This is a genomic window from Anaerotignum lactatifermentans (assembly GCF_014982935.1).
In the GTDB taxonomy this organism is placed as follows: Bacteria; Bacillota; Clostridia; order Lachnospirales; family Anaerotignaceae; genus Anaerotignum; species Anaerotignum lactatifermentans.
Window position 1 is genome coordinate 50,203 of record NZ_JADCKK010000006.1, and the last position, 21,834, is coordinate 72,036.

Annotated in this window: 12 protein-coding genes; 11 read left to right on the forward strand and 1 reads right to left on the reverse strand. The window is 46.9% G+C overall.

Annotation, left to right across the window (positions count from 1 at the left end):
• Nucleotides 1–20 precede the first annotated feature (20 nt).
• Nucleotides 21–1,184: an MFS transporter gene (locus INF29_RS02765; RefSeq protein ID WP_193484444.1), complete on the reverse strand. Its 1,164-nt coding sequence runs from the start codon at nucleotides 1,182–1,184 to the stop codon at nucleotides 21–23.
• Nucleotides 1,185–1,326: 142 nt separating this feature from the next.
• Between INF29_RS02765 and INF29_RS02770 the strand changes: the two genes are divergently transcribed.
• From INF29_RS02770 to INF29_RS02820, 11 genes are all read left to right on the forward strand, one after another.
• Complete coding sequence (locus INF29_RS02770; protein WP_087989184.1) at nucleotides 1,327–2,223, forward strand: AraC family transcriptional regulator; 897 nt, start codon at nucleotides 1,327–1,329, stop codon at nucleotides 2,221–2,223.
• Nucleotides 2,224–2,235: 12 nt separating this feature from the next.
• Nucleotides 2,236–2,430 carry a hypothetical protein gene (locus INF29_RS02775; protein ID WP_072852869.1) on the forward strand — a complete coding sequence of 65 codons (195 nt, stop codon included), beginning with the start codon at nucleotides 2,236–2,238 and terminating at the stop codon, nucleotides 2,428–2,430.
• Nucleotides 2,431–2,443: 13 nt separating this feature from the next.
• Complete coding sequence (locus INF29_RS02780) at nucleotides 2,444–3,382, forward strand: alpha/beta hydrolase (protein ID WP_191344438.1); 939 nt, start codon at nucleotides 2,444–2,446, stop codon at nucleotides 3,380–3,382.
• On the forward strand, nucleotides 3,379–4,656 hold the full coding sequence (locus INF29_RS02785; protein WP_087989185.1) for a hypothetical protein: 1,278 nt from the start codon (nucleotides 3,379–3,381) through the stop codon (nucleotides 4,654–4,656). Before INF29_RS02780 ends, INF29_RS02785 begins: the two co-directional genes overlap by 4 nt.
• Nucleotides 4,643–5,302, forward strand: a complete 660-nt coding sequence (locus INF29_RS02790) for a DUF6320 domain-containing protein (RefSeq protein ID WP_072852873.1) — start codon at nucleotides 4,643–4,645, stop codon at nucleotides 5,300–5,302. The genes INF29_RS02785 and INF29_RS02790 overlap by 14 nt, the downstream gene beginning before the upstream one ends.
• Nucleotides 5,303–5,521: 219 nt before the next feature.
• Nucleotides 5,522–6,364 carry a tyrosine-type recombinase/integrase gene (locus tag INF29_RS02795; protein WP_193484446.1) on the forward strand — a complete coding sequence of 281 codons (843 nt, stop codon included), beginning with the start codon at nucleotides 5,522–5,524 and terminating at the stop codon, nucleotides 6,362–6,364.
• Nucleotides 6,365–6,648: 284 nt separating this feature from the next.
• The gene (locus INF29_RS02800; RefSeq protein WP_193484447.1) at nucleotides 6,649–7,491 is read left to right on the forward strand and encodes a tyrosine-type recombinase/integrase; all 843 of its coding nucleotides are present in this window, start codon (nucleotides 6,649–6,651) and stop codon (nucleotides 7,489–7,491) included.
• On the forward strand, nucleotides 7,445–7,726 hold the full coding sequence (locus INF29_RS02805) for a hypothetical protein (protein WP_193484449.1): 282 nt from the start codon (nucleotides 7,445–7,447) through the stop codon (nucleotides 7,724–7,726). Before INF29_RS02800 ends, INF29_RS02805 begins: the two co-directional genes overlap by 47 nt.
• 110 nt (nucleotides 7,727–7,836) lie before the next feature.
• Nucleotides 7,837–12,216, forward strand: coding sequence for an S-layer homology domain-containing protein (locus INF29_RS02810; protein WP_193484451.1), 4,380 nt, complete (start codon nucleotides 7,837–7,839; stop codon nucleotides 12,214–12,216).
• 377 nt (nucleotides 12,217–12,593) lie between these two features.
• Nucleotides 12,594–13,613, forward strand: coding sequence for an FAD:protein FMN transferase (locus tag INF29_RS02815; RefSeq protein ID WP_193484453.1), 1,020 nt, complete (start codon nucleotides 12,594–12,596; stop codon nucleotides 13,611–13,613).
• 195 nt (nucleotides 13,614–13,808) lie between these two features.
• Nucleotides 13,809–21,566, forward strand: a complete 7,758-nt coding sequence (locus tag INF29_RS02820; protein ID WP_193484455.1) for an FMN-binding protein — start codon at nucleotides 13,809–13,811, stop codon at nucleotides 21,564–21,566.
• Nucleotides 21,567–21,834: the final 268 nt, after the last annotated feature.

Below are 21,834 nucleotides of genomic sequence, written 5' to 3' on the forward strand. Positions count from 1 at the left end.
GATATGCAGATTTTTTTGTTTCATTCCGCAGTGCAGTGTCTGCCTTTTTCCGTCAGGATGGTCATGGAAAGGGCAAAGACCAGAAGCAGCACGGGATACAGCCCCATGGAGATTTTCTCCGACAGAAACCCGGACACAGGGGGCATGGTGGTGCTGCCCAGATAAGAAATTGCCATTTGGGTGCCCATGAGAGATTGGGACAGGGATTTTCCAAACCGCTGGGGTGTGGCGTGGAGCAGACTGGGATAAATGGGCGCACAGCCCAGTCCTGTGAGAATCAATCCCAGACAAAGGAACAGGTTATGGAGGGGCAGGAGCATCAGAAGTATGCCCACAATGGCAGTACCTTCCCCCAGACGTACCATGGCATCATCGGAAAACCGCAGGGTGAGGAAGCCGCTGAAAAATCGTCCGGCAGTGATACCCAGATAAAACAGGGAAATCCATTTTGCGGCAGTTTCAGGGGAAATGCCCCGGACAGCCACCATATAACTGCTGCCCCAAAGACCTGTGGTCAGTTCCAGTGCGGAATAGAAGAAAAACGCCGTCAGAGCAGCTTTGACACCGGGACGTTTCAGCAGTTTGCCCCACTGGGGTGTTTGGGGATGGACAGTTTCGCCGCCGGAAAGGGGCAGTTCCTGTTTTTTCCACAAAGGCAGGGACAGAAGCAGGATGAGAGTCAATGCCATTTGCAGGAAGGAAATGGTGCGGTAGCCTGCCTGCCAGCCCATGCCGCGGCTCAGACATAAGCCCATGATGTATGGTCCGCCTGTAGCGCCAATGCCCCAGAAACAGTGGAGCCAACTCATGTGCTTTGCTTTGCAGTGGAGGGCAACGAAGTTGTTCAGGGCGGCATCTACGGAGCCAGCCCCTAGACCGTAGGGAATTGCCCAAAGACAGAGGGCAAAGAAGCTATTGGAAAGGGAGAAACCAAAAAGGGCAAGGGCAGTCATGGCAACGCTGCACATGGTGACGGCGCCTGTGCCGAACCGCTGGATGACCTGATGGCTCATGAGGCTGGACAGGATGGTGCTGGCGGTAATAAGAAAGGAGATGACACCCCCAAGAGAAAGGGAAACTCCCAGACTTTCCTGCATTTGCGGCCACGCGGAGCCCAGCAGGGAATCCGGCAGCCCCAGTGAAATAAAGGATACATAAATCAGTGCCAGAAGCAATGAAAACATAAAATACCTCCAAAAATAAATAGGTTGTCTTTTTTGGGAAAACATACGCAAAAATTTGTACTCTATTAAAATACCGCCGGAAAAGGCTTGATGCAATCAATATATAGACGTATACTATAAAAAAACGGACAGGAGGGGTAGTATGTCATTGGATGCCTGTGATGTAAACGTCAATCCCAGACAAATGGAACTGCGTCCCCATGGCACGGCGGATTTTCCCTGCGGCGGCTATGATACCCAGATTCGCAGCGGCGAAAAAGGCGGCGTTGCCTGGCATTGGCACGAAGAAACGGAAATATTATATGTAACAGAAGGCAGTGTGGAAGTATTTCTGCCGGACATGCGCTGGACCCTTTCCAAAGGCGAAGGGGCTTTTATCCATGCCAATGTGCTCCACAGCATACTGGCAGCGGGCGAAGGAGGCAAAATCCGCTCCGCTGTATTCCATACCCGGCTTATCAGCGGCGGACAGGATACGGTTTTTCAGAAAAAATATATCGCCCCTCTGCTGGCTTATGGCGGTATTAAGGGGCTGCCCCTGACGGGGGAAGAACAGTGGCAGAAGGACATGCTGGCGGAAATCAAAGAAATCGTCCGCTTTCTGGAGAAAAAAGAAGAAGGTTATGAATGGGATGTGCGGGATACCCTGGGACGCTTGTGGCGGAATCTCTATGCCCATACAAAGCCTGTGGAAGGCGGAAACAGCCGGAAAACCATGGACGCTCAGCGGCTCAAGAGCATGCTGGAACTGATTCAGAAAGAGTATAACGAGCCTTTGGACTTGGCAAGGATTGCAAGAGCGGCAAATATCGGGGAGCGGGAATGTCTGCGGTGCTTCCATCGTACCATCGGCATTTCTCCTTTGCAGTATTTGCTGCGGTATCGTGTTTCTCAGGCGGCGCTTCTGCTGCGGGAAACCAATCTGCCGGTGGCGGAAGTGGGGATGCGCTGCGGTTTTGACAGCCCCAGTCATTTTGCTCAGACCTTCCGCAAATATTTTTCCATTACGCCCAGCGCTTATCGGAAAGGGAAGATTTAAGGGGGAAGAAAAATGCTTTTGGTGCTGAAGATTGTATTTGTCGTTTTTGCGGCAGTCATGGTCTTTTTTCCAAGAAAGATTTGGGACATTTTTTACGGGAATTTCAGTGAGAATGCAGAGCCTCACGACGCAATGCTCATGGCATACCGTGCGGCTGGTATTATAGCCCTTGTGGTATTTATCATTAGAGGTATTTGGGGAAGCTAAGGGGGAGAAACCTTTGGAAATCAATAAAGTCATGCATGCGGCGCTGAAAGCGCTGTCTTATCCAGATTTGGATGTGAAAAAAACATATAAAATCAAACGTCGGCTGGAAGGGATTCGCTCTGCCCAGCTTTCACCGGAGAAAAACCTCTTTCAGGACTGGCGTGTGCCTTTTGGCAAGACCAGTGTGCCTGTGCGGCTGTTTTTTCCCAATGACAAAGAGGTGTTGGAACCGCCTGTGATTCTCTTTTTCCATGGTGGCGGCTGGGTCGTTGGGGACATCAACAGCTATACGAAGGTTTGTGCTTCCATGGCGCAGATATTGGAATCAGTAGTCATTTCTGTGGATTATCGTCTGGCGCCGGAGCATAAATTCCCGGCAGCGCCGGAGGACTGCTACCATGTGGCAAAAACATTGTTCTGTGATGGCTTTCCTTTTCCGGCAAAACCGGAGGAAATCACACTCATGGGGGATTCTGCCGGCGGCAATCTGGCAGCGGTGGTGTCCCAGATGGCAAGAGATCGGGGCGAATTTGAAGTGAAGCAGCAGATACTTTTGTATCCTGCCACATTCAATGACCATTCTCCCGCGTCGCCTTTCCCTTCTGTGGTGGAAAACGGCACGGATTATCTCTTGACCTCTAAACGGGTTTGCGACTATATGGAATTGTACCAGTCCTCGCCGGAAGATCGGCAAAATCCGTATTTTGCGCCTCTTTTGGCGGAGGACTTTACCAACCAGCCCCGCACCCTCATTCTGACGGCGGAATTTGACCCCCTCCGGGATGAAGGGGAAGCCTATGGTGCGGAATTGCAGCGGGCAGGAAATGACGTGACAGTGGTGCGCATTGCCGATGGGCTCCATGGATATTTTTCTCTGCCGCCGCGGTTTGAAGCGGTACAGGAAAGCTACCGCTGGATACAGCAATTCCTGAAAGGAGGAGAGCCTTTGTGAGTGATGCAAAGTGGAGCAGGCTGGAAAACGCTGCAAAGATATTTCCGTCCACCACAAGCAGAGAAGATACAAAGGTTTTCCGTTTCACCTGTGAACTGACGGAAATGGTGCAGGAAGCACCTTTGCAGGCAGCCTTGGAAGAAACACTGGAATTTTTCCCCTTTTACCGCTATTCCCTGCGGCGGGGGCTGTTCTGGTATTTTTACGAAGAAAGCAGAGAAAAGCCGGTGGTGCGGGAGGAACATCTGCCGCCATGCAGTAAGCTGTACCATCCCGATCGTCACGGATTGCTCTTTTCTGTGACATATTATCGCTGCCGCATCAATCTGGAGGTCTACCATTCCCTGACAGATGGGACAGGGGCATTGGCATTTCTGCGGATGCTGACCATCCATTATATCAAGCAGGTACATGGGGAGGGTGTCCTTTCTCACGAAGCCCTCCGCAATGCGGTGCCTGTGCCGGAGCGCATGAGCGATAGTTTTGCGCGATATTATACAGGAAAGAAAAAATATGAAAAACAGAAAGTCAAACGGGCTTATCGTATTTCTGGTATCCGTCTGCCAGACCATCAGATTCGTGTCATTGAAGGGACGGCATCGGCATCCCAGATATTGCAAAAATCCCATGAATACGGCACAACAGCCAGCATATTCCTTTGCAGTGTGCTGCTTCGTGCCATTCATGCCCAGATGCCAAAACGGGCGGAGAAATACCCTGTGAATCTGTCAGTACCTGTAAATCTTCGGAATTATTTCCCGTCGGAATCTGCCAGAAACTTTTTCTCTGTCATTACGGTGGGCTATGATTTCGGAAAAAATCCCGATGATTTCGCTTCTGTCATTGCCGCCGTCAAAGAAGGCTTTGCTAAAGAGCTGACAGATGAAAAAGTCAAAGGCAGGCTCAATGACCTCTGTGCTTTAGAGCATAACCTGCTGACCCGTATGGTGCCGCTGTTTTTGAAGGATATCAGTTTGAATATCGCCAATCGGGTGTCTGCAAGAGAAATCACCATGGCCTTTTCCAATATTGGTCGTGTGGATATGCCTGCGGAAATGGCGCCTTATCTGCGGCAGTTTGGTGTATTTGTCAGCACCAAGCGGATGCAGGTCTGCCTCTGCTCCTATGGAGATCGGCTTACCATGGGATTTTCCGCACCTTTTGTGGATACTTCCGTGCAGCGTCATTTTTTCAGACAGCTGACGGAAATGGGCATTGATGTGGAGCTGACGGCAAATGTGCAGGAAGGAGGGGAAGCCCATGCGGATTTGTGATGCTTGCCATGTGCATGTGCGGGGAAGTATGGACCGCTGTCCCCTCTGCGGCACAAAACTGCGGGGAGAGAAAGAAGAAAACGTATTTCCCAGATTGCAGATGTATGACCATATGTATCGGAAGATCATGCGTATTTTCCTGTTTTTGTCCGTCATTGCCGTGATTGTGTGTCTGGCAGCAAATCGGGTCTTTGTACCGGATCTGTTCTGGTCTATGTTTGTATTAGCTGGAGTGGTTTCTTTCTGGATCAGCCTGTATGCGGCATGGAAAAAGAAACGGAATATCCCCAAAGGAATCTTATGGGAAATGACGGTCATTTCCATTCTTGCAGTGGCATGGGATATGGGAACGGGCTGGCATGGCTGGTCGGTGGACTTTATCCTGCCTATCCTCTGTACCGTGTCCATTGGGATGATGGTGGTTATGGCAAGATTTTTGCGGCTGCAATTACGGGAGTATGTCATTTATATGCTCATGGAAATTGTATACGGTCTGGTGGTGTGGATACTGCTCTTGACCCATGTGATTCAGTTCATTCTGCCGGCGCTGGTCTGCGTGGTTTGCTGCGGTGCGGCATTGGCGGCGCTGGTGATTTTCCGGTGGGAACTGTTCCATGAGGAGATGCAGAAACGACTGCATTTTTGATAGGGGATTTTGTCCTGCTGAAAAGCGGGGCAATCAAAAAGAATAGTAGATAATCAAGCGGAGTTTGCGCAATGTAAAAGGGTGGCGTCAAACTCCGTTTTTTATTTTGCAGAAAATTTTATGAATTTTTGCTGTAAAAATAAGAAATGATTTTTTGATAGAATAGCAGAGTATTTTTTTGGGAAGATTCCCGAATAGAACAGAAAGGGAGGTCTGCACATGAAAGAACTCGTTGTAACAAAAGCGGCTATCACATCCTATTTGCAGTTTTTGAAGATACAGGAAAAAAGCAAGGGAACTTTGGAAAAGTATCAAAGAGAACTGTTGGATCTAGAAAAATATTTGAAAGGCAAAAAAGTTACAAAAGAAGATTTGTTGGTGTGGAAAGAAGATTTGGAAAAAAGATACAGCCCTGCAGGCGTCAACGGCAGACTGGTGGCTGCCAATGGCTTTTTTTCTTATTCTGGCAGGTATGATCTGCGGCTGAAATTATTGAAGATTCAAAAAGAGATTTTTATCAGTGAAGAAAAGGAATTGACCCGTGCAGAATACGGCAGATTGGTACGTACGGCAGAAAAAAAGGGCAAAGAACGGCTTTCTCTGCTGATACAAACCATCTGTTCCACGGGGATACGTGTTTCTGAACTGGAGTTTATCACTGTTGCAGCTGTCAAACGGGGCAGGGCAGAAGTGAATTGTAAAGGAAAGCGGCGGGTGATTTTTTTGCCTGCACGTTTGCAGAAAAAACTCAAAGCTTACGCAGCTAAGAAAGGTATCACAGAAGGCGTTATCTTTGCATCAAAAAGCGGACGTCCTTTGCACCGGGGAAATATTTGGGCAGAAATGAAAAAACTCTGCAAAGATGCAGAGGTCAGCCCAGAGAAAGTGTTCCCTCACAATCTGCGGCATCTGTTTGCGCGGATATTCTATAGCTTAGACAAAGACATCGCAAAGCTGGCAGATATGCTGGGGCACAGCCATATTGAAACCACAAGAATTTATGTTATGGAAAGTGGACGAATCCATCGACAGAAACTGGAACGAATGCGACTGGTGTTGTAACAGAATTCCCCTTCTGTCGTAAAAATAAGCTGTACCACATAATGAAATCGAGTGTGATACACTTCAAATATAACACTTTTTACATATGATAGCAAGTGATGACATCAAAATAAAACCGAATCTGACGTTTTTGTAAAAAAAACGTATTTTCGGTTTTGTTTTGATGTTTTTTTTTATTTTTGGCAAAAAAAGAAAAATTCCTTTGACCAGTTTGTCTGACATTTTCTGCTTTCCGGTCAAAAAAATATGACAGAAGGGGAATTTCGTTATAACGAGTGAGAAAAATGGAAGAAATCAAGTTTACAGAGGAAACAATTGAAGACTTTTTGCAGGAAAAAATAAAATCTGGCAATAAACCGGAAACCATTGCGGAATATCGCCGGATTTTACAGAAGTTCCAAAAGGAGCTTTTGCCGGAGGATGTGCTGCGGGAAAACACCTTGCAGCAATGGAAAAACACCATGCAGCAGGAAGGAAAGCTGGCAGTGCGTACCATCAACCGCAGGCTGGCAGTGGTGAATCAGTATCTGCATTTTATGGGAGAAAGAAATTGGCAGGTATCCTGTATGCCGCTGGGAGATACGGAACAAACCGTTTTACAGCGTGGGGAGTATATTCGTTTGCTGCAGGCGGCAAAACAGCAGAAAAAAGAGCAGCTTTATTTCATCATCAAGTCCATTTGCACATTAGGTCTGCATATTTGGGAACTGCCCCAAATGACAGTGGATTTTGTAAAAACAGGCAGTGGGATTTTCAGCGGCAATGGGCAGGAAAGAAAGGTTGTCATACCACGGTCATTCCAGCGGGAATTGGTGGACTATTGCAAACGCAGCAATATGGAACATGGCGCCATTTTCCGCTCCCAAAGAGGAACAAACATTCATCGCATTACCATCAACGCAGCCATGAAGCAGTTGTGTCAGATGGCAGATGTGGCACCGGAGAAGGTAAATCCTAGATGTCTTTTACGGCTTTATGAACAGACACAAAAACAGCTGCAGGACAACGTGTCCATGCTGCTGCTGCAGTATTATGACAAGCTTTTGGAGGCAGAAGAAATGATGACAGGATGGGAAACCTATGAAGATCCCATATCTGTGGAGGATAAGTCTGCTTCTGGTCAGTGATGTAAGATCAGGAACTGCTGACAAGCTTTATCAAACAGCGCGGTTGGCAGCGCCTATCTTGATAAATGGTTTTCTCGTTAGAAAGGGGAACCCAGTACCAAAGATGACAATCGGCAAGAAGAAACAGAAGGCGACTCAGGAAAACGCGGGAGACGGGATTTTGTCTTCTGTATACACGAAAGGGGCGCTTGTTTTCGTAGAGAGAGGAGGAGAGAAAGGAAAAGAACATGTCTGAGCATGTCATCTGCTTGGACAGAACAGTGTTTATGCAAAAGTATTGCGCATAGATGCGGGGTATGGGTGCAGAACCATTGTTTGCACCATAAATGAAGGAGGAATGAGAGAATGAGAAACAAAGTGAAGCGGACGCTGAGCTTCCTGTTGACATTCGTCATGCTGTGCAGCTTGCTGCCGGCAATGGCATTGGCCAAGGAGCCAGAGGGACGCTACGAAGAGGTAGCAGGGGTTGAAGCCCTTGTGGAAGATGCGACAGTTAAAGTATTTACCACAAAAGGTGCTGGTACAATTGAATTGACAGGCATTAATGCAGTTGAAACCACTTTCCCACAAGGAACTGGCTATAGACAGTATACTGCGACTGCAAATGAAGGCTGGGTATTTGATACCTGGAGGTTTGAACAGTTGTATAAAGGTGAAGACTTAGGAAATCGCCATGATTACGGCTGGGGAAAGAGATATTCTTTTACCAATTCAGGTGATGATTGGAATGATCCTTATACAGAAGGGAATGCAACCATTTCTGTCAATCGGTTGTTAACAGCAGGGGAAACAGTTTTTAATAAACTTTCCTACAAGGTCTATGCGGATTTCAACCCCACCATCACAGCAACCGCTGGGGAAAACGGCACGATTTCCGGTTCTGACAAACCTGTAGAAGTGGAATATGGTAAAGATCAGGCATTTGACATCAAAGCGGATACCGGATATATCATTGACACCATTACAGTAGATGGCAAGGATATTGCGGAAGGTAAAAACGAAGAATCCTATACATATACCTTTGAAAATGTCATTGCACCTCACACCATTGATGTGACATTCAGAGTAAAACCAGATCCTGGCCAGTGCATTGTTAGTTATGTGGTACAAGGTGACATTCCCGCAGATTATCAGGCTCCAGAAGCGGATATTGTGAAGGAAGGCGAAACCTATACAGTAAAAAGTGTGCCCGAACCTGTAGTGGACTACGAATTTAGTGGCTGGTATGATGAAGACCAGAATATTGTTACAGAATTTACAGTTACAGGTGATGTTACACTGACTGGCATTTGGACATATACAGGCGAAAAAGATCTTTGGGATACCGTATATGGTACGATCCGTGTGTATATGGATGAAGGAACAGAAGCAGACTTCAATAACCTGCCAGGTTTGAACCTTAACAAACAGGTACGTCTTTATAGTGAGAAATATCTTACAGATGGATATCGTTTGTGCGGATATGAACCCATTAACGATTTCTGGTACACTACCAATGCAAAAGGTGTAACTGCAAGGGATATTTCTGAAATCGTATTGGCGAAGGATAAATTGGTTGGTTCCAGTGAAAAGATCAGTATTCCCATGACAGGAAACGATGATTATCAGGTAACTGTCAGCGAAGGGGAAGATAAGTTTGGTTTGATACCTTATACTTATCTGAAAATTGAAATTTCCAAAAAAGAACCTGTGGAAGAAACCGTTACACTGACTTATGACGCAAATGGCGGTACAGGTGCTCCGGAAACTGCGACAGTAAATAAAAATACAGAGGATTATGTTTTAAACACAGACACAACCCCTACCCATGAACCTGTGGATGGCAGAGATGTTGAATTCAAGGGTTGGAGTGCAGATAAAGCGGTTATCAATCAGGTGTATGAAAAAGATAACGTGCCTGCAACTGTAACAACCATTGATATTGCAGAAGAAAATGTAACTGTTTATGCCGTATGGGCTTATAAGGAAGCACCTCCTGTAGGAACAGTTATGCTGAACTATGACGCAAACGGCGGCACAGGCGCACCTGCAAGTGCAACCGTAAATAAAAATACGGAAGTTACATTGGATAGCACAACAACACCTACACATGCAGAAGCCGATGGTAAATATGTAACATTTGCTGGCTGGAGTAACGATGAAGCTGTAAAAGGTGTGATTTATGAAAAAGGCAGTGAACCTACGACAGTGGACAAAGTGACTGTTGGGGAAACAGATGTAACTGTTTATGCTGTATGGGTTTACGGCGATCCTGTTGACCCTGTTGATCCTCCTGAACCTCCCACATGGGATCATTCCAAAGACAAAACCGCAACAGAATTGGATAACAATTTCAACTCCAGAGTAACTCTTTCTCTGCCTTCCGCTGAAAAAGAACTGGTGTCTGATGTGGTATTCGTACTGGATAAATCCAGCTGCGAAGAAGATGTAACAACGGAGGCACTGGCAATGTTGGCGGATTTGGGTGCAAGTGTGAAAGATACAGGCGCATCTATCAAAGTTGGTGCGGTACAGTTTGCAGGCAGAGCTGTTGTTTCTTGTGAGCTGACAGAACTGACAGAGGAAGCCATTGCAGAAGGTGGCGCGATTTATAGCGGCTTGAAAGATGGAAAAATCAAGAGTGGTACCAACTTGCAGGCAGGCCTTTTGGAAGCACAGAAAATGCTGGAAGCAGACAAAGATGTAGAAGACAGCAGAAAATATGTCATTGTCATCACTGATGGGTTGACCAGACAGTTCTTGGCAGAAGATGGAACACTGATGGCAATTTATAATGGTCTGGATGCAGATGGCGGTCGTGTTTGGGGTTCTCCTTCCGGCTGGTGTGTTGCAAATGGATTTGTAGACGGTGTATACGGAATTCCTGGCGGAGATTGGGACAATTATTATGCAGCAGTGAAAGAAAATGTTGCAAAAGATGGAAATACATATGCACATAATTATGATGAATATGGTTCAACTCCCGAAAATGAAAATATTCCTGTTCCTTATGTACCTCAAGGGGAAACTAGTTTGACACATGCCCTTTGCTTGGATCGTGCAATCTACGAAGCAGACAAAGTATATTCTGAACTGGAAGCTGCAAACTACCACTGCTATGCTGTGTTTGCAGATGATTCTACAACAAATGAATTGGGTAAAGCTTTTGTAGAATATCTGAATGATGGCTCTGTTCTGGACTTTGATATGATTCAGAATGACATTTACTACCTGCTGGATGCCGGCTCTCAGGTTGTCGACATCATTGGTCAGGGGAAAGACAATAAGGGCAATGACTACAACTTTGACGTTGTAAATCTGGAAAATATGACCATCACTGTTGGTGGCGCAGAACTGAATAAAGAAATGATCCAGTCTGATGAATTCCCTGGAAGCACTACTTATGGTTTCTTTGAGGGTGAAATCGCAGATGGTAACTACGATTTTGTAGTAACTTATTATCCAGATGGTGTGGCAGACGCAGACGGTGAAACCCGAGAACATTTTGTTTGGAGCATCAATGTGCCTGTTGGAAACTTTGCCCCTGCACAGTTCTCCTACGATGTACATTTGACAAATCCTCAGAAAGCAAAAGGCGAATATAAGGTAGAAACCAATGTGGAAGCCGTTTTGACACCTAAGGATTCCAATGGTACAGCAGGCAAACCGGAAACATTCCCTGTACCTGAATTGACTTATGAAGTCAAAGGCGGCGGCAGCACAACAGAACACCTGATGACAGTTATCGTAGAAGGCAAAGGTAATGTCGTTGTAAAAGATGTTCAGACTGTTGGTGCAAACGATACAGAAGTTGTAGAAATTCCTTTTGGCGTTGAAAAACAGAAATTCGAAATGGAAGCAGCTGATGGCTGGAAACTGGACAAAGTAGAAGTTACCATTAATGGCAAAACAGAAAATCTGGGCGATGTAGACAAATATGAAATGGATGAAAGCTTGATTGATGGCGCTGTACTGAAAGCTGTCTTTGTGAAAGACAATGATGGTGGTTCCGGTGGCGGCGGCAGTCATAGACCAAACAACAAGCCTGATGAAACACCAGAAGCACTGAACGGTGACGATCACTTCGATTATGTGGTTGGTTATTCCGATGGTCTGGTTCATCCAGAACGCAATATCACCCGTGCAGAAGTGGCATCCATCTTCTTCCGTCTGCTGCAGGATGATGTAAGAGAAAAGAATCTGACAGATCAGAATCCTTTCAACGACGTATTTACAGATGATTGGTTCAATGTCGCTGTATCCACCATGTATGATATGGATATTGTATACGGCAGAGATAACAACAACTTTGATCCCAATGCGTATATCACTCGTGCAGAATTTGCAGCCATTGCAGCACGTTTTGACAGTGAAGGCTACAGCGGTGAAAACCTGTTTACCGACATTGATGGTCACTGGGCAGCAAACCAGATCAATCGTGCAGCTGAAAAAGGCTGGATCAGCGGTTATCCCGACGGCACTTTTGGTCCTGACCGTTACATCACTCGTGCGGAAGCAGTGACAATGATCAACCGCGTGCTGAATCGTCTGCCTGAAAGCGCAGATGCACTGCATGAAGATATGAATGTGTTCCCTGATAACATGGATACAACTGCATGGTACTATCTGGCAATCCAGGAAGCAACCAGCAGCCATGAATACGAAAAAGACAAAGACGGCGTTTATGAAACATGGACAGACGTTCTGCCTGATCGTGACTGGGCACAGTATCTGAAACTGAATTGAGTTTAAACAGCGGCGCGGCATGCCTAGTCGCTCCGTAAGTAAATGAAGATAGCTGGAATTCTTTTGATAGAAAGGGTTCCAGCTATTTTATTTTTCAGAAAAACGCTGATAAAAATTTCTGGGAATTTGTTTTCCGGTCGACGCTGCCGTTGGGGGCAGAATGTCAGAAAGGTGCTGAAATAGGTTTTCTGTTTCCTGAAAATGAAGAGATATGTGTTGCAAAAGCGGTTGTTGAGAAATCGTTTTCTTGGTTTCTCAATAGGAATTGCAGCCCATATCTTTTTTGTTGTCTGATAAGGATATTGACAGAAAAATAATGAAATGATATGATGTCTTACAAGATTAGTTTTTGCTAACAAAACGGAGGTGGAAAGAAAATGAAAAAAATGGTGTTGGCAGTATGCTGCTGTGCCGCATTGCTGGGGGGCTGCGGTGACAGATATGAAGCCAAATCGGGACTGACGCCCTACAAAGAGGAGATATTTGCCATGGATACCTTCATGGACATCACTGCTTATGGAGATCATGCAAGTACGGCTGTGGAGGCGGCAAGTGCGGAAATCCAGCGACTGGATGAACTGCTGTCTGTTACTGGGGAAAGCGGCGATGTGTATCAGCTGAACCAGTTGGGACAAAGACAGGTGGAAGCAGACACCCTTGCCATTATTTCCAGAGCGGCGGAGGTATCCAAGGAAACGGATGGACTTTTTGACTGTACCATTACGCCGGTTATGAAGCTGTGGGGGTTCCGTGATGGTAATTTCCATGTACCGACATCAGAGGAGTTGGCGGAACAGCTGGCAAAAGTGGATGGTTCTAAGGTACATATGGAAGGCAATACGGTAACACTGCTGGATGGCGTCACTGTGGATCTGGGTGCCATTGCTAAGGGGTATACTTCCCAGCGGATTATGGAAATTTATCAGGAAAATGGCGTCACTTCCGGCATTGTTTCTCTGGGGGGAAATGTGCAGACCTTAGGAAGAAAGCCCGATGGCAGCCTTTGGCGGGTGGCTTTGGAAGACCCCAGAAAGCCCGAGGATTATTTCGGCATTTTGGATGTGGAAAACAAAGCAGTCATCACTTCAGGCGGATACCAGCGGAATTTTACGGAAAACGGCAAAGTGTATCATCATATCATCGACCCAAGAACCGGTTATCCGGCGGAAAATGGCTTTATTTCCGTGACCATTGTCAGTGAGGATGGTACACTGGCAGATGCCCTTTCGACATCACTTTTTATCATGGGGCCGGAAAAAGCGGAGGCGTTCTGGAAAGAACACAAAGACCTGTTTGATGCGGTTATGATGACAGATGATGGAAAAATACTGATGACAAAGGGGTTGCGGGATATGTATACACCCAAAACGGCAGACCCCATGGTCTTATGGACATGAGTATCTGAAAAACGGCAGAAATGCCGTTTTTTTGTTGCGGGGAAAACTGTTGTTGACAAGAAATGTCTGACATGGTATATTGAATTCATTGGTTAGTATATGCTAACCAAAGGGCGGAAATCGTTTTCCCAAACGGGGATACATGGGGAAAACAGCATAGTTTATGTACAAAAGGAGAAGAGGAGTGATACAAACATGGCAAAAGAACACCAGAAAAGAGTCCTTGCGGCATTGATGGCAGCGTCCATCGCCATACCGACACCGGTGCTGGCGGCTTCGCCGGCGGACTTTTCGGATTTCCCAAACAACTGGGCAACCAATGCTTTGTCCTATGCGGTTAGCAATGGCTTACTGAGCGGGGACAGCGGAAAGATTCGTGCCAATGACACATTGAAACGGGCAGAAATGGCAGCGATTCTCAATCGTCTTGCCGGTGCGGTGAAAGGGGCTTCACTGACTGGTTATACAGACGTGCCTACAACAGCTTGGTACTATGAGGATATGGCAAAGGCAGTACAGATGGGCACATTTGCGGGGGATGGCGGCATGCTGCGGCCGGAAGCGCCTATCACCAGACAGGAAGTTTTTGCGGTGCTGGCGAGATTTTATTGCCTGAATATGTCCAATACCGATGTTTTGCAGCAGTACGCAGACAGCAGTCAGATTGCGCCATGGGCAAGAGATGCTGTGGCAGCTATGGTTCAGGCTGGTTATATCCATGGCAATGAAGGGAAGCTCAGCCCCCTTGCGCCCATTACCAGAGCGGAATTTTCACAGGTGCTTTACCAGTTGGCAGGAAACATCGCTGAAGATGGAAAAACGGCAGATGCCAATCTGGAAGGCAATCTCATTGTGCGAAAGGACGATGCTTCTTTGCGCAATGTGACCGTCAAAGGGGACTTGATCATTGCCGACGGCGCACAGCGTGTGAAACTGGATAACGTGAAAGTGGAAGGCAGAATCCTCGTCCGCGGCGGCGCCGATGGCGTGGAATTTTCTAAAACCACTGCCGGAAAAGGAGTTCTGGCAGTGCATCCCACCCAGACCAATTTCACCGCGGCAGACAGTTCTTTGGGAGATGTGACCCTTTCCAGCGATACCAAGTTATCCGGTGATTTTGACAAAGTACAGATTTCCAAGCCCTTGTCCCTGACTGTGGAAAAGGGGAAAATCGGCGCGGTGCAGGTAGAAACTGGCGCGGAAAACGCCAAAATCCAAGTGGAAAAAGATGGAACCGTATCCAAGGTAGAAGCCAAAGCAAAAGGAACCCAAATCAGCGGCGCAGGCAACGTAGGCGAAGTCCATGCGGGCGGAGATGGCGTACAGGTTTTTACGGAAAATACAAAAGTGATCACTGGGGACAATGTTTCCGGCGTGCAGGCGGGCGGAAAAGAAGTCCAGCCCAAAACCACTGTGACCACAGACCAGAAAAGCGCGGAAGAAGAGCTTCCTGTGAGAAAGAAGAAACATTCCTCCAGCAGTTCCAGCAGTTCCAGCGGTTCTGGCGGTTCCAGCAGTTCTTCCGAAGAAAAAAAGAAGGGTGTTCTGGCGGATGGCATATGGTATGGCACAGGTACAGACAGCTTGTATTACCAGGCGAAAGGTCCCGACATTGTCCGCGTTGTTGTGAAAGACGGACAGGTTACTGCGGCATACAGCGAAAAGCACATTGAGGACGAAAGCTTTGAAAGAGGACAGAATGTGCTGAACCATGTAAAGGGCATCCGAAAGGCAGAGGATGTGGATAAGCTGGAAGCGCAGCTCCGCCAGAAAACAGGAGCAGCTTATGATGCGGTATCCGGTGCTACGGAAACAGCCAAAGGGCACTTGAGCGCACTGCGAAATGCTGTCCTCCGTGCGGAAAAATACAGCTCCGATCAGGTGAAACAGAATGTGCAGTGGTTCGATTTTGAGAAAAAGCCCAAGGCTAACATGAACTTTGGTGAAAAGCTGGATCTGACCGGTACTGTGCTGAAAGTGCATCTTGCGGATGGACAGACAAAATCCGTACCCTTTGACAAGATTTCTGAATATGGCATTACCACCAATATTGAAAATGGTACGGTCATTACGAAAGATACACCGGGTGTCAACCAGCATGGTGCCTTGCAGGTGCAGTTCCGCCAGAATGATGGCTTGATTGTGATGCCTGCCAAAGTGGTGGCATCCAAAAAGACCACAAGAAAAACGCCCACCCATCTGTTGATTACATTTGCCGATGGCAAAACACAGAAGATGGAGCTGGATGAAAACCAATGGGATTACAGCATCAAAGCTGAAGGCAAGATCAAGGATATCAAGGTTTATGACAATGACCGCCTGCTGACAGAGGCTGTTTATCAAGAGGAATATAACGACTGGGAAGCGTTCCTTGGGGAAGTTTCTCCCGGTGAAGGCTTTACAGGATGGAAATACAATACTTACTATATTTCCATGGACAACCAGACAGACGATTCTGCCGTGGCATCCTTTACGCTGGATACAGAACTGCTCCAGACCGTATATGGTGTGGGATACAAGCTGGATCTGAGTCTGCTGAATATCAATCTGGTAACGGAAAAAGGCAGCAAACAGCGGAAAGTAGGCTGGGATGCCTGCAAAGCAAAAGGCTTTACAGCAGAACCCGATCAGGATTATATCTTCACCAAAGAAGATGCCCAGAAGGGAACAAAGACCATCCAGATTAAGAATAATGGTGTGACACAGTCCTTCGATGTGCAGGTTATTGATTACGAAAAACAGATTCCTGCAAAAATCGAGTTGTCCTCTAAAACAGGAGAACCCATCCAGACTATCACCATTCCCGGTGAAAAATGGAAAAATGCCCATGGTATGTATTCCCTCTACAATGTGAAAATGCCGGAAACATATCAGAAATGGGAAAAAGACACCTTCACTATCAAGGTATATAATGCCGCAGGGGAAGCCCTTTCTGATTACACAGTGGAAAAAGCCATTGACGGCAAAGCATTGGAAATCGCATTCCCTCACTACACAGAATACGATTCCTATGGCGGTTATGTACGTCTGCTCTTTGATTTCTCCGGTAAGACAGAGCCCACGCAGCCAGAAGGGGAAATCGCTGACGGCCAATGGTACGGTACAGCCACATGGGGACGTTATTACCCCGACAGAGGTCCCAACGTGGTGAAAGTGACAGTAAAAGACGGCGTAATCACCGGTGCGGAATCCATCAAGTATACAGACGATACCCGTTACGCAGGCGGGAAAAATATCCTGAAAAAAGCCGTAGGTCTGTCTGATTTGTCCAGTCTTTCCAAAGCACTGACAGAGAAAAAAGGCGATGCTTTTGACGCGGTCAGCGGTGCCACAGAAACAGCAAAAGGGCATCTCAGCGCCATGGAAAACGCTTTGGCAAAGGCAAAACAGTATGGACTGGATCAGAAAGACCAGCAGATCGCATGGATGGAATTTAAGGTAAAACCTGCCTTGACTGCGAAATTTAACATGCCTCTGGATCTGAGTCAGACAGAATTGACACTGCATATGACAGATGGCAAGGAGAAAACAGCACCTTTCAACCAGCTGCAGGAATACGGCATCGTTACAAATTATCAAAACGGCGATACCATCACCAAGCAGACAGAAGGCATGAAAAACGGCACATTGCTGGTGAAATTCACCCATGAACTTTCTCAAACCACCATCCCTGTAAGAATTGCTTTCTTTGATGAAGTGAAACAGAAATCTCCTACACATATTCTGGTGACCATGCAGGACGATAGAACCCAGAAGATTCAGCTGGAGGGAAATGAATTCCGTTATCGTCTGGAAACAGAAGGCGCTATCAAAGCCATGGCCATTTATGACAATGATAAGAAACTGGCAGACGGCGTTTTTGAAGATGGCTATAATTCCTGGAAATTTGCATTGAAAGGCGTTGATGCCGGAGATGACTATACAGGCTGGAAATTCGAAAATTATTTTGTAGACCTGGATACATCTGCTGATACATCCGCCGTGGCATCCTTTACACTGGATACCAGCCTGGTGCCCAAGCAGTATGCCGTTGGGGAAGCTTTCCAGCTGGATAACCTGAATATTTCTCTGAAAACAGAAAAGGGCAGTTCCCAGCGCCTGAACGGATGGGCGGAATGCCGCAACAGAGGTTTTGCCGCGTCCATGGAAAATGGTCATATCTTTACATCGAAAGAGGCGGGCAAACAGACCATTACCATTTCTATGGGAGAGCACCAGCAGACATTCCAGGTGGAAGTGAAAGATTACGCTTCCCAGATTCCTGCGAAAGTGGAACTTTATGACAGCGCAAAGGATACATTGCTCCAGACCATCACCATAGAAAATCGGGAATGGAAAACAGAAAAGGGCTGTGTCACCAAAAAAGGCATTGAACTGCCGGATACATACAAAGGCTGGAAGAGCGATACATTCAAAGTCAAAGTATATAACAGCGAAAATGAGCTTATCCAAGACGAAGTCTACAAAGTAGGATTGGATTATTATAAAGAAGCTTTGGAAATCGACTTCCCCAATTACAAAGAATATTATGGGAAGGGCGGCTATCTGAAGATGTATTTCTCCTTCCAGAAAACAACGGAAGGACCTACCGAAGAACCCAATGCTACCGCAGAAGGCAGTGCGAAAGTGGGCGAGTTTGGCTATGATGCCAAGGTGACTGTGATTTATAACAAAAAGACAGGAGAAATCGTATCTGTCACAGACAATGGCACAGAAGCAGGCGGCAGCGATTCCTTCTGGAAAAAAGCGGCGGCAATGTTTGAGAAATTCAAAGGGAAAACCGCAAAGGATATTGACGGCATTGACGCTGTAGCCAGCGCAACCGTTTCCAGCAATGCCATCAAAGAAGCGGTGAAAAAAGCCCTTGGGGAAGAAACAGAAACAACAGAGGAAGCAACAGAAACGGCAGAAGGCAGCAAAACCGTTGGTTCCTTCGGCTATGATGCAAAAGTGACAGTGACTTATAACAAAAAGACAGGAGAAATCGTATCTGTCACAGACAACGGCACAGAAGCAGGCGGAAGCGATTCCTTCTGGAAAAAAGCTGCGGCAATGTTTGAGAAATTCAAAGGGAAAACCGCAAAGGATATTGACAGCATCGACGCTGTAGCCAGCGCAACCGTTTCCAGCAATGCCATCAAAGAAGCGGTGAAAAAAGCCCTTGGGGAAGAAACAGAGGAAACAGGTACGGCGGAAGCAACAGAAACGGCAGAAGGCAGCAAAACCGTTGGTTCCTTTGGCTATGATGCGAAAGTGACAGTGATTTATAACAAAAAGACAGGAGAAATCGTATCTGTCACAGACAATGGCACAGAAGCAGGCGGTAATGATTCCTTCTGGAAAAAAGCCGCAGCCATGTTTGAGAAATTCAAAGGGAAAACCGCAAAGGATATTGACGGCATTGACGCTGTAGCCAGTGCCACCGTTTCCAGTGAAGCCATCAAAGGCGCTGTGAAAGAAGCCCTTTCTTCTAAGTCCGGCGAAGTCAGCGAACCAAAAGTAACAGCGGCAGACCTGAGAACCAATCTACTGTTCGCGGCAACAGAAAATGCCCTGCTGAACATTTCCGCACCGGAAGGAGCAGATGTTTTTTATACCACAGACGGCAGCGACCCAAAGGGGGACGATGCCTCTAAAAAAAAACTGAACCAGCCGACCCTGTCTTTGAATGGGAATGATGCCGATGAAACCATTTCTTTGAAGCTGGCAGCCCAGAAAGACGGAAAATGGTCAAAAGTTCTGGAAATCCCTTTGACTTTCGTGAAGATTCCTCCTCTGGATACAGGTACAAAGGTATATACAGGGCAGGCGGAGTGCAAAGGCAATGAAGGCAAGCCCTATACCGTAAAGGTGCGCGTGACTACGGTAAATGGCAGGATTGCTCTGCTGGAAGACAACGGCACAGAGATTCCCGGCACCATTGACGAATCTTTCTGGCTGGGCGGCGATGTCATGGGCCCAAGCGGCATGCCGGAAAAACTGAAAGGAAAGACTTTGGAGGAAGTGCTGAAGGCACGCACCACACCTTCTGAGAAGGAGGAGGAAAAGGTGGATGCCATCAGCGGCGCGACCCTGTCCAGCGATGCGGTAAAATATGCCGTCATTGACGCCTTGCGCAGCAAGCCTTTGCGGGAAGGCACGGGAGAAATTGCGCCGCCCACTTTCCAGAGCACCAGACAGGTGGCACCCAACGGAAAAATCAATTCTATTTTTGTCACCATGAAAGCGCCGGAAGGGGCAGTTATCCACTATACCACAGACGGCAGTGAGCCTACGGAAGAAAGCCCTACACCTTCCAAAGACCCTATTTTCCATGAGGATTCCGGCGCGGAATTGAAGGCGGAAAGGGAAACATATGCTGACGGCAGAGTGATTTTGCTGAAAGCGGCAGCCTTTCAGGATGGAAAACGCTCGGAAACAGTGACAGGCAGATATGTTTTTGCCAATCCCAATCCCAAACATTCCTATGAACTGGGGCAGTTCAGCGGAAAGGCAGACGGCATCACCGCAAGAGTGGAGTTTGAAAGCCCCAATTTTGACCAGAAATACTATCTGACCAAAATCCGTCTGGATGATGCCAGCGAAAAAGCATACGCAGCCTTTTTGCCGGAACTGTTCAGCCAGATTTATCTGAAACAGGGCGTGGAAGGCGTGACACCCATTTCCGGTCATGAGGAAGAAAGCCGAAAAGTCCTTGCGGCTGTTCAGGCGGCATTGCAGGAGGGTTCTGTGGCAGCGGAACCAGTCATTACCGTAAGCCCCAAACAGGGCAATTACAGCAATGATGAAAAAGTGACTGTGGAAATCGCATGCGCCACCGACGGCGCGGAAATCTATTATGTGGTAGAAAACAGCAACGACCTGACCAGCGGAAAACTGTCTGATTTTGAAAAACATAAAGCCCTTTATGAAAAACCCCTGACATTGACCATGGAGAATCCCAAAGGCGGCACACTGTATATCCGTGCAGCGGCAAAGGTGGGAGAAAAGAATTGGTCTCCTACGGCAAGAAAAGATCTGTCCTTTGTGAAAGCAGTGGGGAAAGAAGCTTTTGAAGTGAACGGCAGCAAATACGGCACATGGAAAGAAGCTGTCAGTGCCCTTGAGGAAGCAGGCAGCGGAGAAATCATTCTGGGGGATGATGTGGAATTACAGGAAAAAGACGCCTTCCCTTCCGTTTCCTGCACCATCCGTTCCGGGGATGAGCGCAAGTGCAAAATCAAAGGCGGCGTCATGGAAGCAAGGGCAGATATTACATTTGAGAATGTTGTGTACGATGTAAATCGCATTTATGGCAATGGGCATTCTGTTACCATTGGCGCAGATGTGGAAACACCGTTCAGCTTCACAAAACGTGCTATTTTTGCGGGAACTGCACATGACGCAGAGGAGAAAGAAATCACGGCAAACCCTGTGCTTTCTGTGGAAAGCGGCAAGTTTGCCCTCTATGGCAGCGGCAGCAGCGGCACCACCCTCAAGGGTAATGTGGAAATCAAGGTCAAAGGCACCGCAGACGTGGAAGTTGCCGGTGCATATATGAATAGTACCGTAGATGGGAAAGTGACAGTTTCTGTGGAAGATGGAGCGGTGCTTTCCGAGTTTCTGGGTGAATTGAGCAAAGGCAGTGTGAAAGAATTGGAACTGGTGATGACAGGCAGCCCGAAACTGGATGGACGCACCTTCCGGGGCACTGTTAACGGCACACCCAAAGGCACGCTGGATTTACGGCAGGCATCCCTGTCACCAGAACAAGTGGAGAAATTTAAGGACTTTGCCGAAGTTCTGAAAACAGATAGTCCGGCGGCAGAAGAAACGCTGACAAAACCAGACGAGGAAACTGTCACAGTGGAGAAAGAGAAGGAAGAAGCGGCAGAAGAAGCGGCTGTCATTGCAAAAATCATTGCCGAAGCCGTTCCTGACTTTTCTGATCCGGGAGAAAGTGACCTCCTGTAAATAAAAGAGAAGGAAGTAAATTTGCAGATATAGAAAGAAAACCCGAAAAAGGGACATCTTCATAAGAAAACAAAGAAAGCTGAAATTCTTATTATATAGAGGATTTCAGCTTTCTTATTTTTATAAATTTTGAGGATAAGCTGCTTTTTACAGGTGTTTTTCTTTTTGGGGACTTTGATGATGGAGTTCGGAACGAATATTTTGTGCATAATATTACCAATTGACGGGACGGATTTTATAGGAAAAACAAGAAGGATTTTTTGATATT

Excerpts from the sequence above, each read along its gene's own strand:
- INF29_RS02765 (WP_193484444.1), bottom strand. The coding sequence starts at position 1,184 with ATGTTTTCATTGCTTCTGGCACTGATTTATGTATCCTTTATTTCACTG.
- INF29_RS02770 (WP_087989184.1), top strand. The coding sequence starts at position 1,327 with ATGTCATTGGATGCCTGTGATGTAAACGTCAATCCCAGACAAATGGAA.
- INF29_RS02775 (WP_072852869.1), top strand. The coding sequence starts at position 2,236 with ATGCTTTTGGTGCTGAAGATTGTATTTGTCGTTTTTGCGGCAGTCATG.
- INF29_RS02790 (WP_072852873.1), top strand. The coding sequence starts at position 4,643 with ATGCGGATTTGTGATGCTTGCCATGTGCATGTGCGGGGAAGTATGGAC.
- INF29_RS02795 (WP_193484446.1), top strand. The coding sequence starts at position 5,522 with ATGAAAGAACTCGTTGTAACAAAAGCGGCTATCACATCCTATTTGCAG.
- INF29_RS02800 (WP_193484447.1), top strand. The coding sequence starts at position 6,649 with ATGGAAGAAATCAAGTTTACAGAGGAAACAATTGAAGACTTTTTGCAG.
- INF29_RS02805 (WP_193484449.1), top strand. The coding sequence starts at position 7,445 with ATGAAGATCCCATATCTGTGGAGGATAAGTCTGCTTCTGGTCAGTGAT.
- INF29_RS02810 (WP_193484451.1), top strand. The coding sequence starts at position 7,837 with ATGAGAAACAAAGTGAAGCGGACGCTGAGCTTCCTGTTGACATTCGTC.
- INF29_RS02815 (WP_193484453.1), top strand. The coding sequence starts at position 12,594 with ATGAAAAAAATGGTGTTGGCAGTATGCTGCTGTGCCGCATTGCTGGGG.
- INF29_RS02820 (WP_193484455.1), top strand. The coding sequence starts at position 13,809 with ATGGCAAAAGAACACCAGAAAAGAGTCCTTGCGGCATTGATGGCAGCG.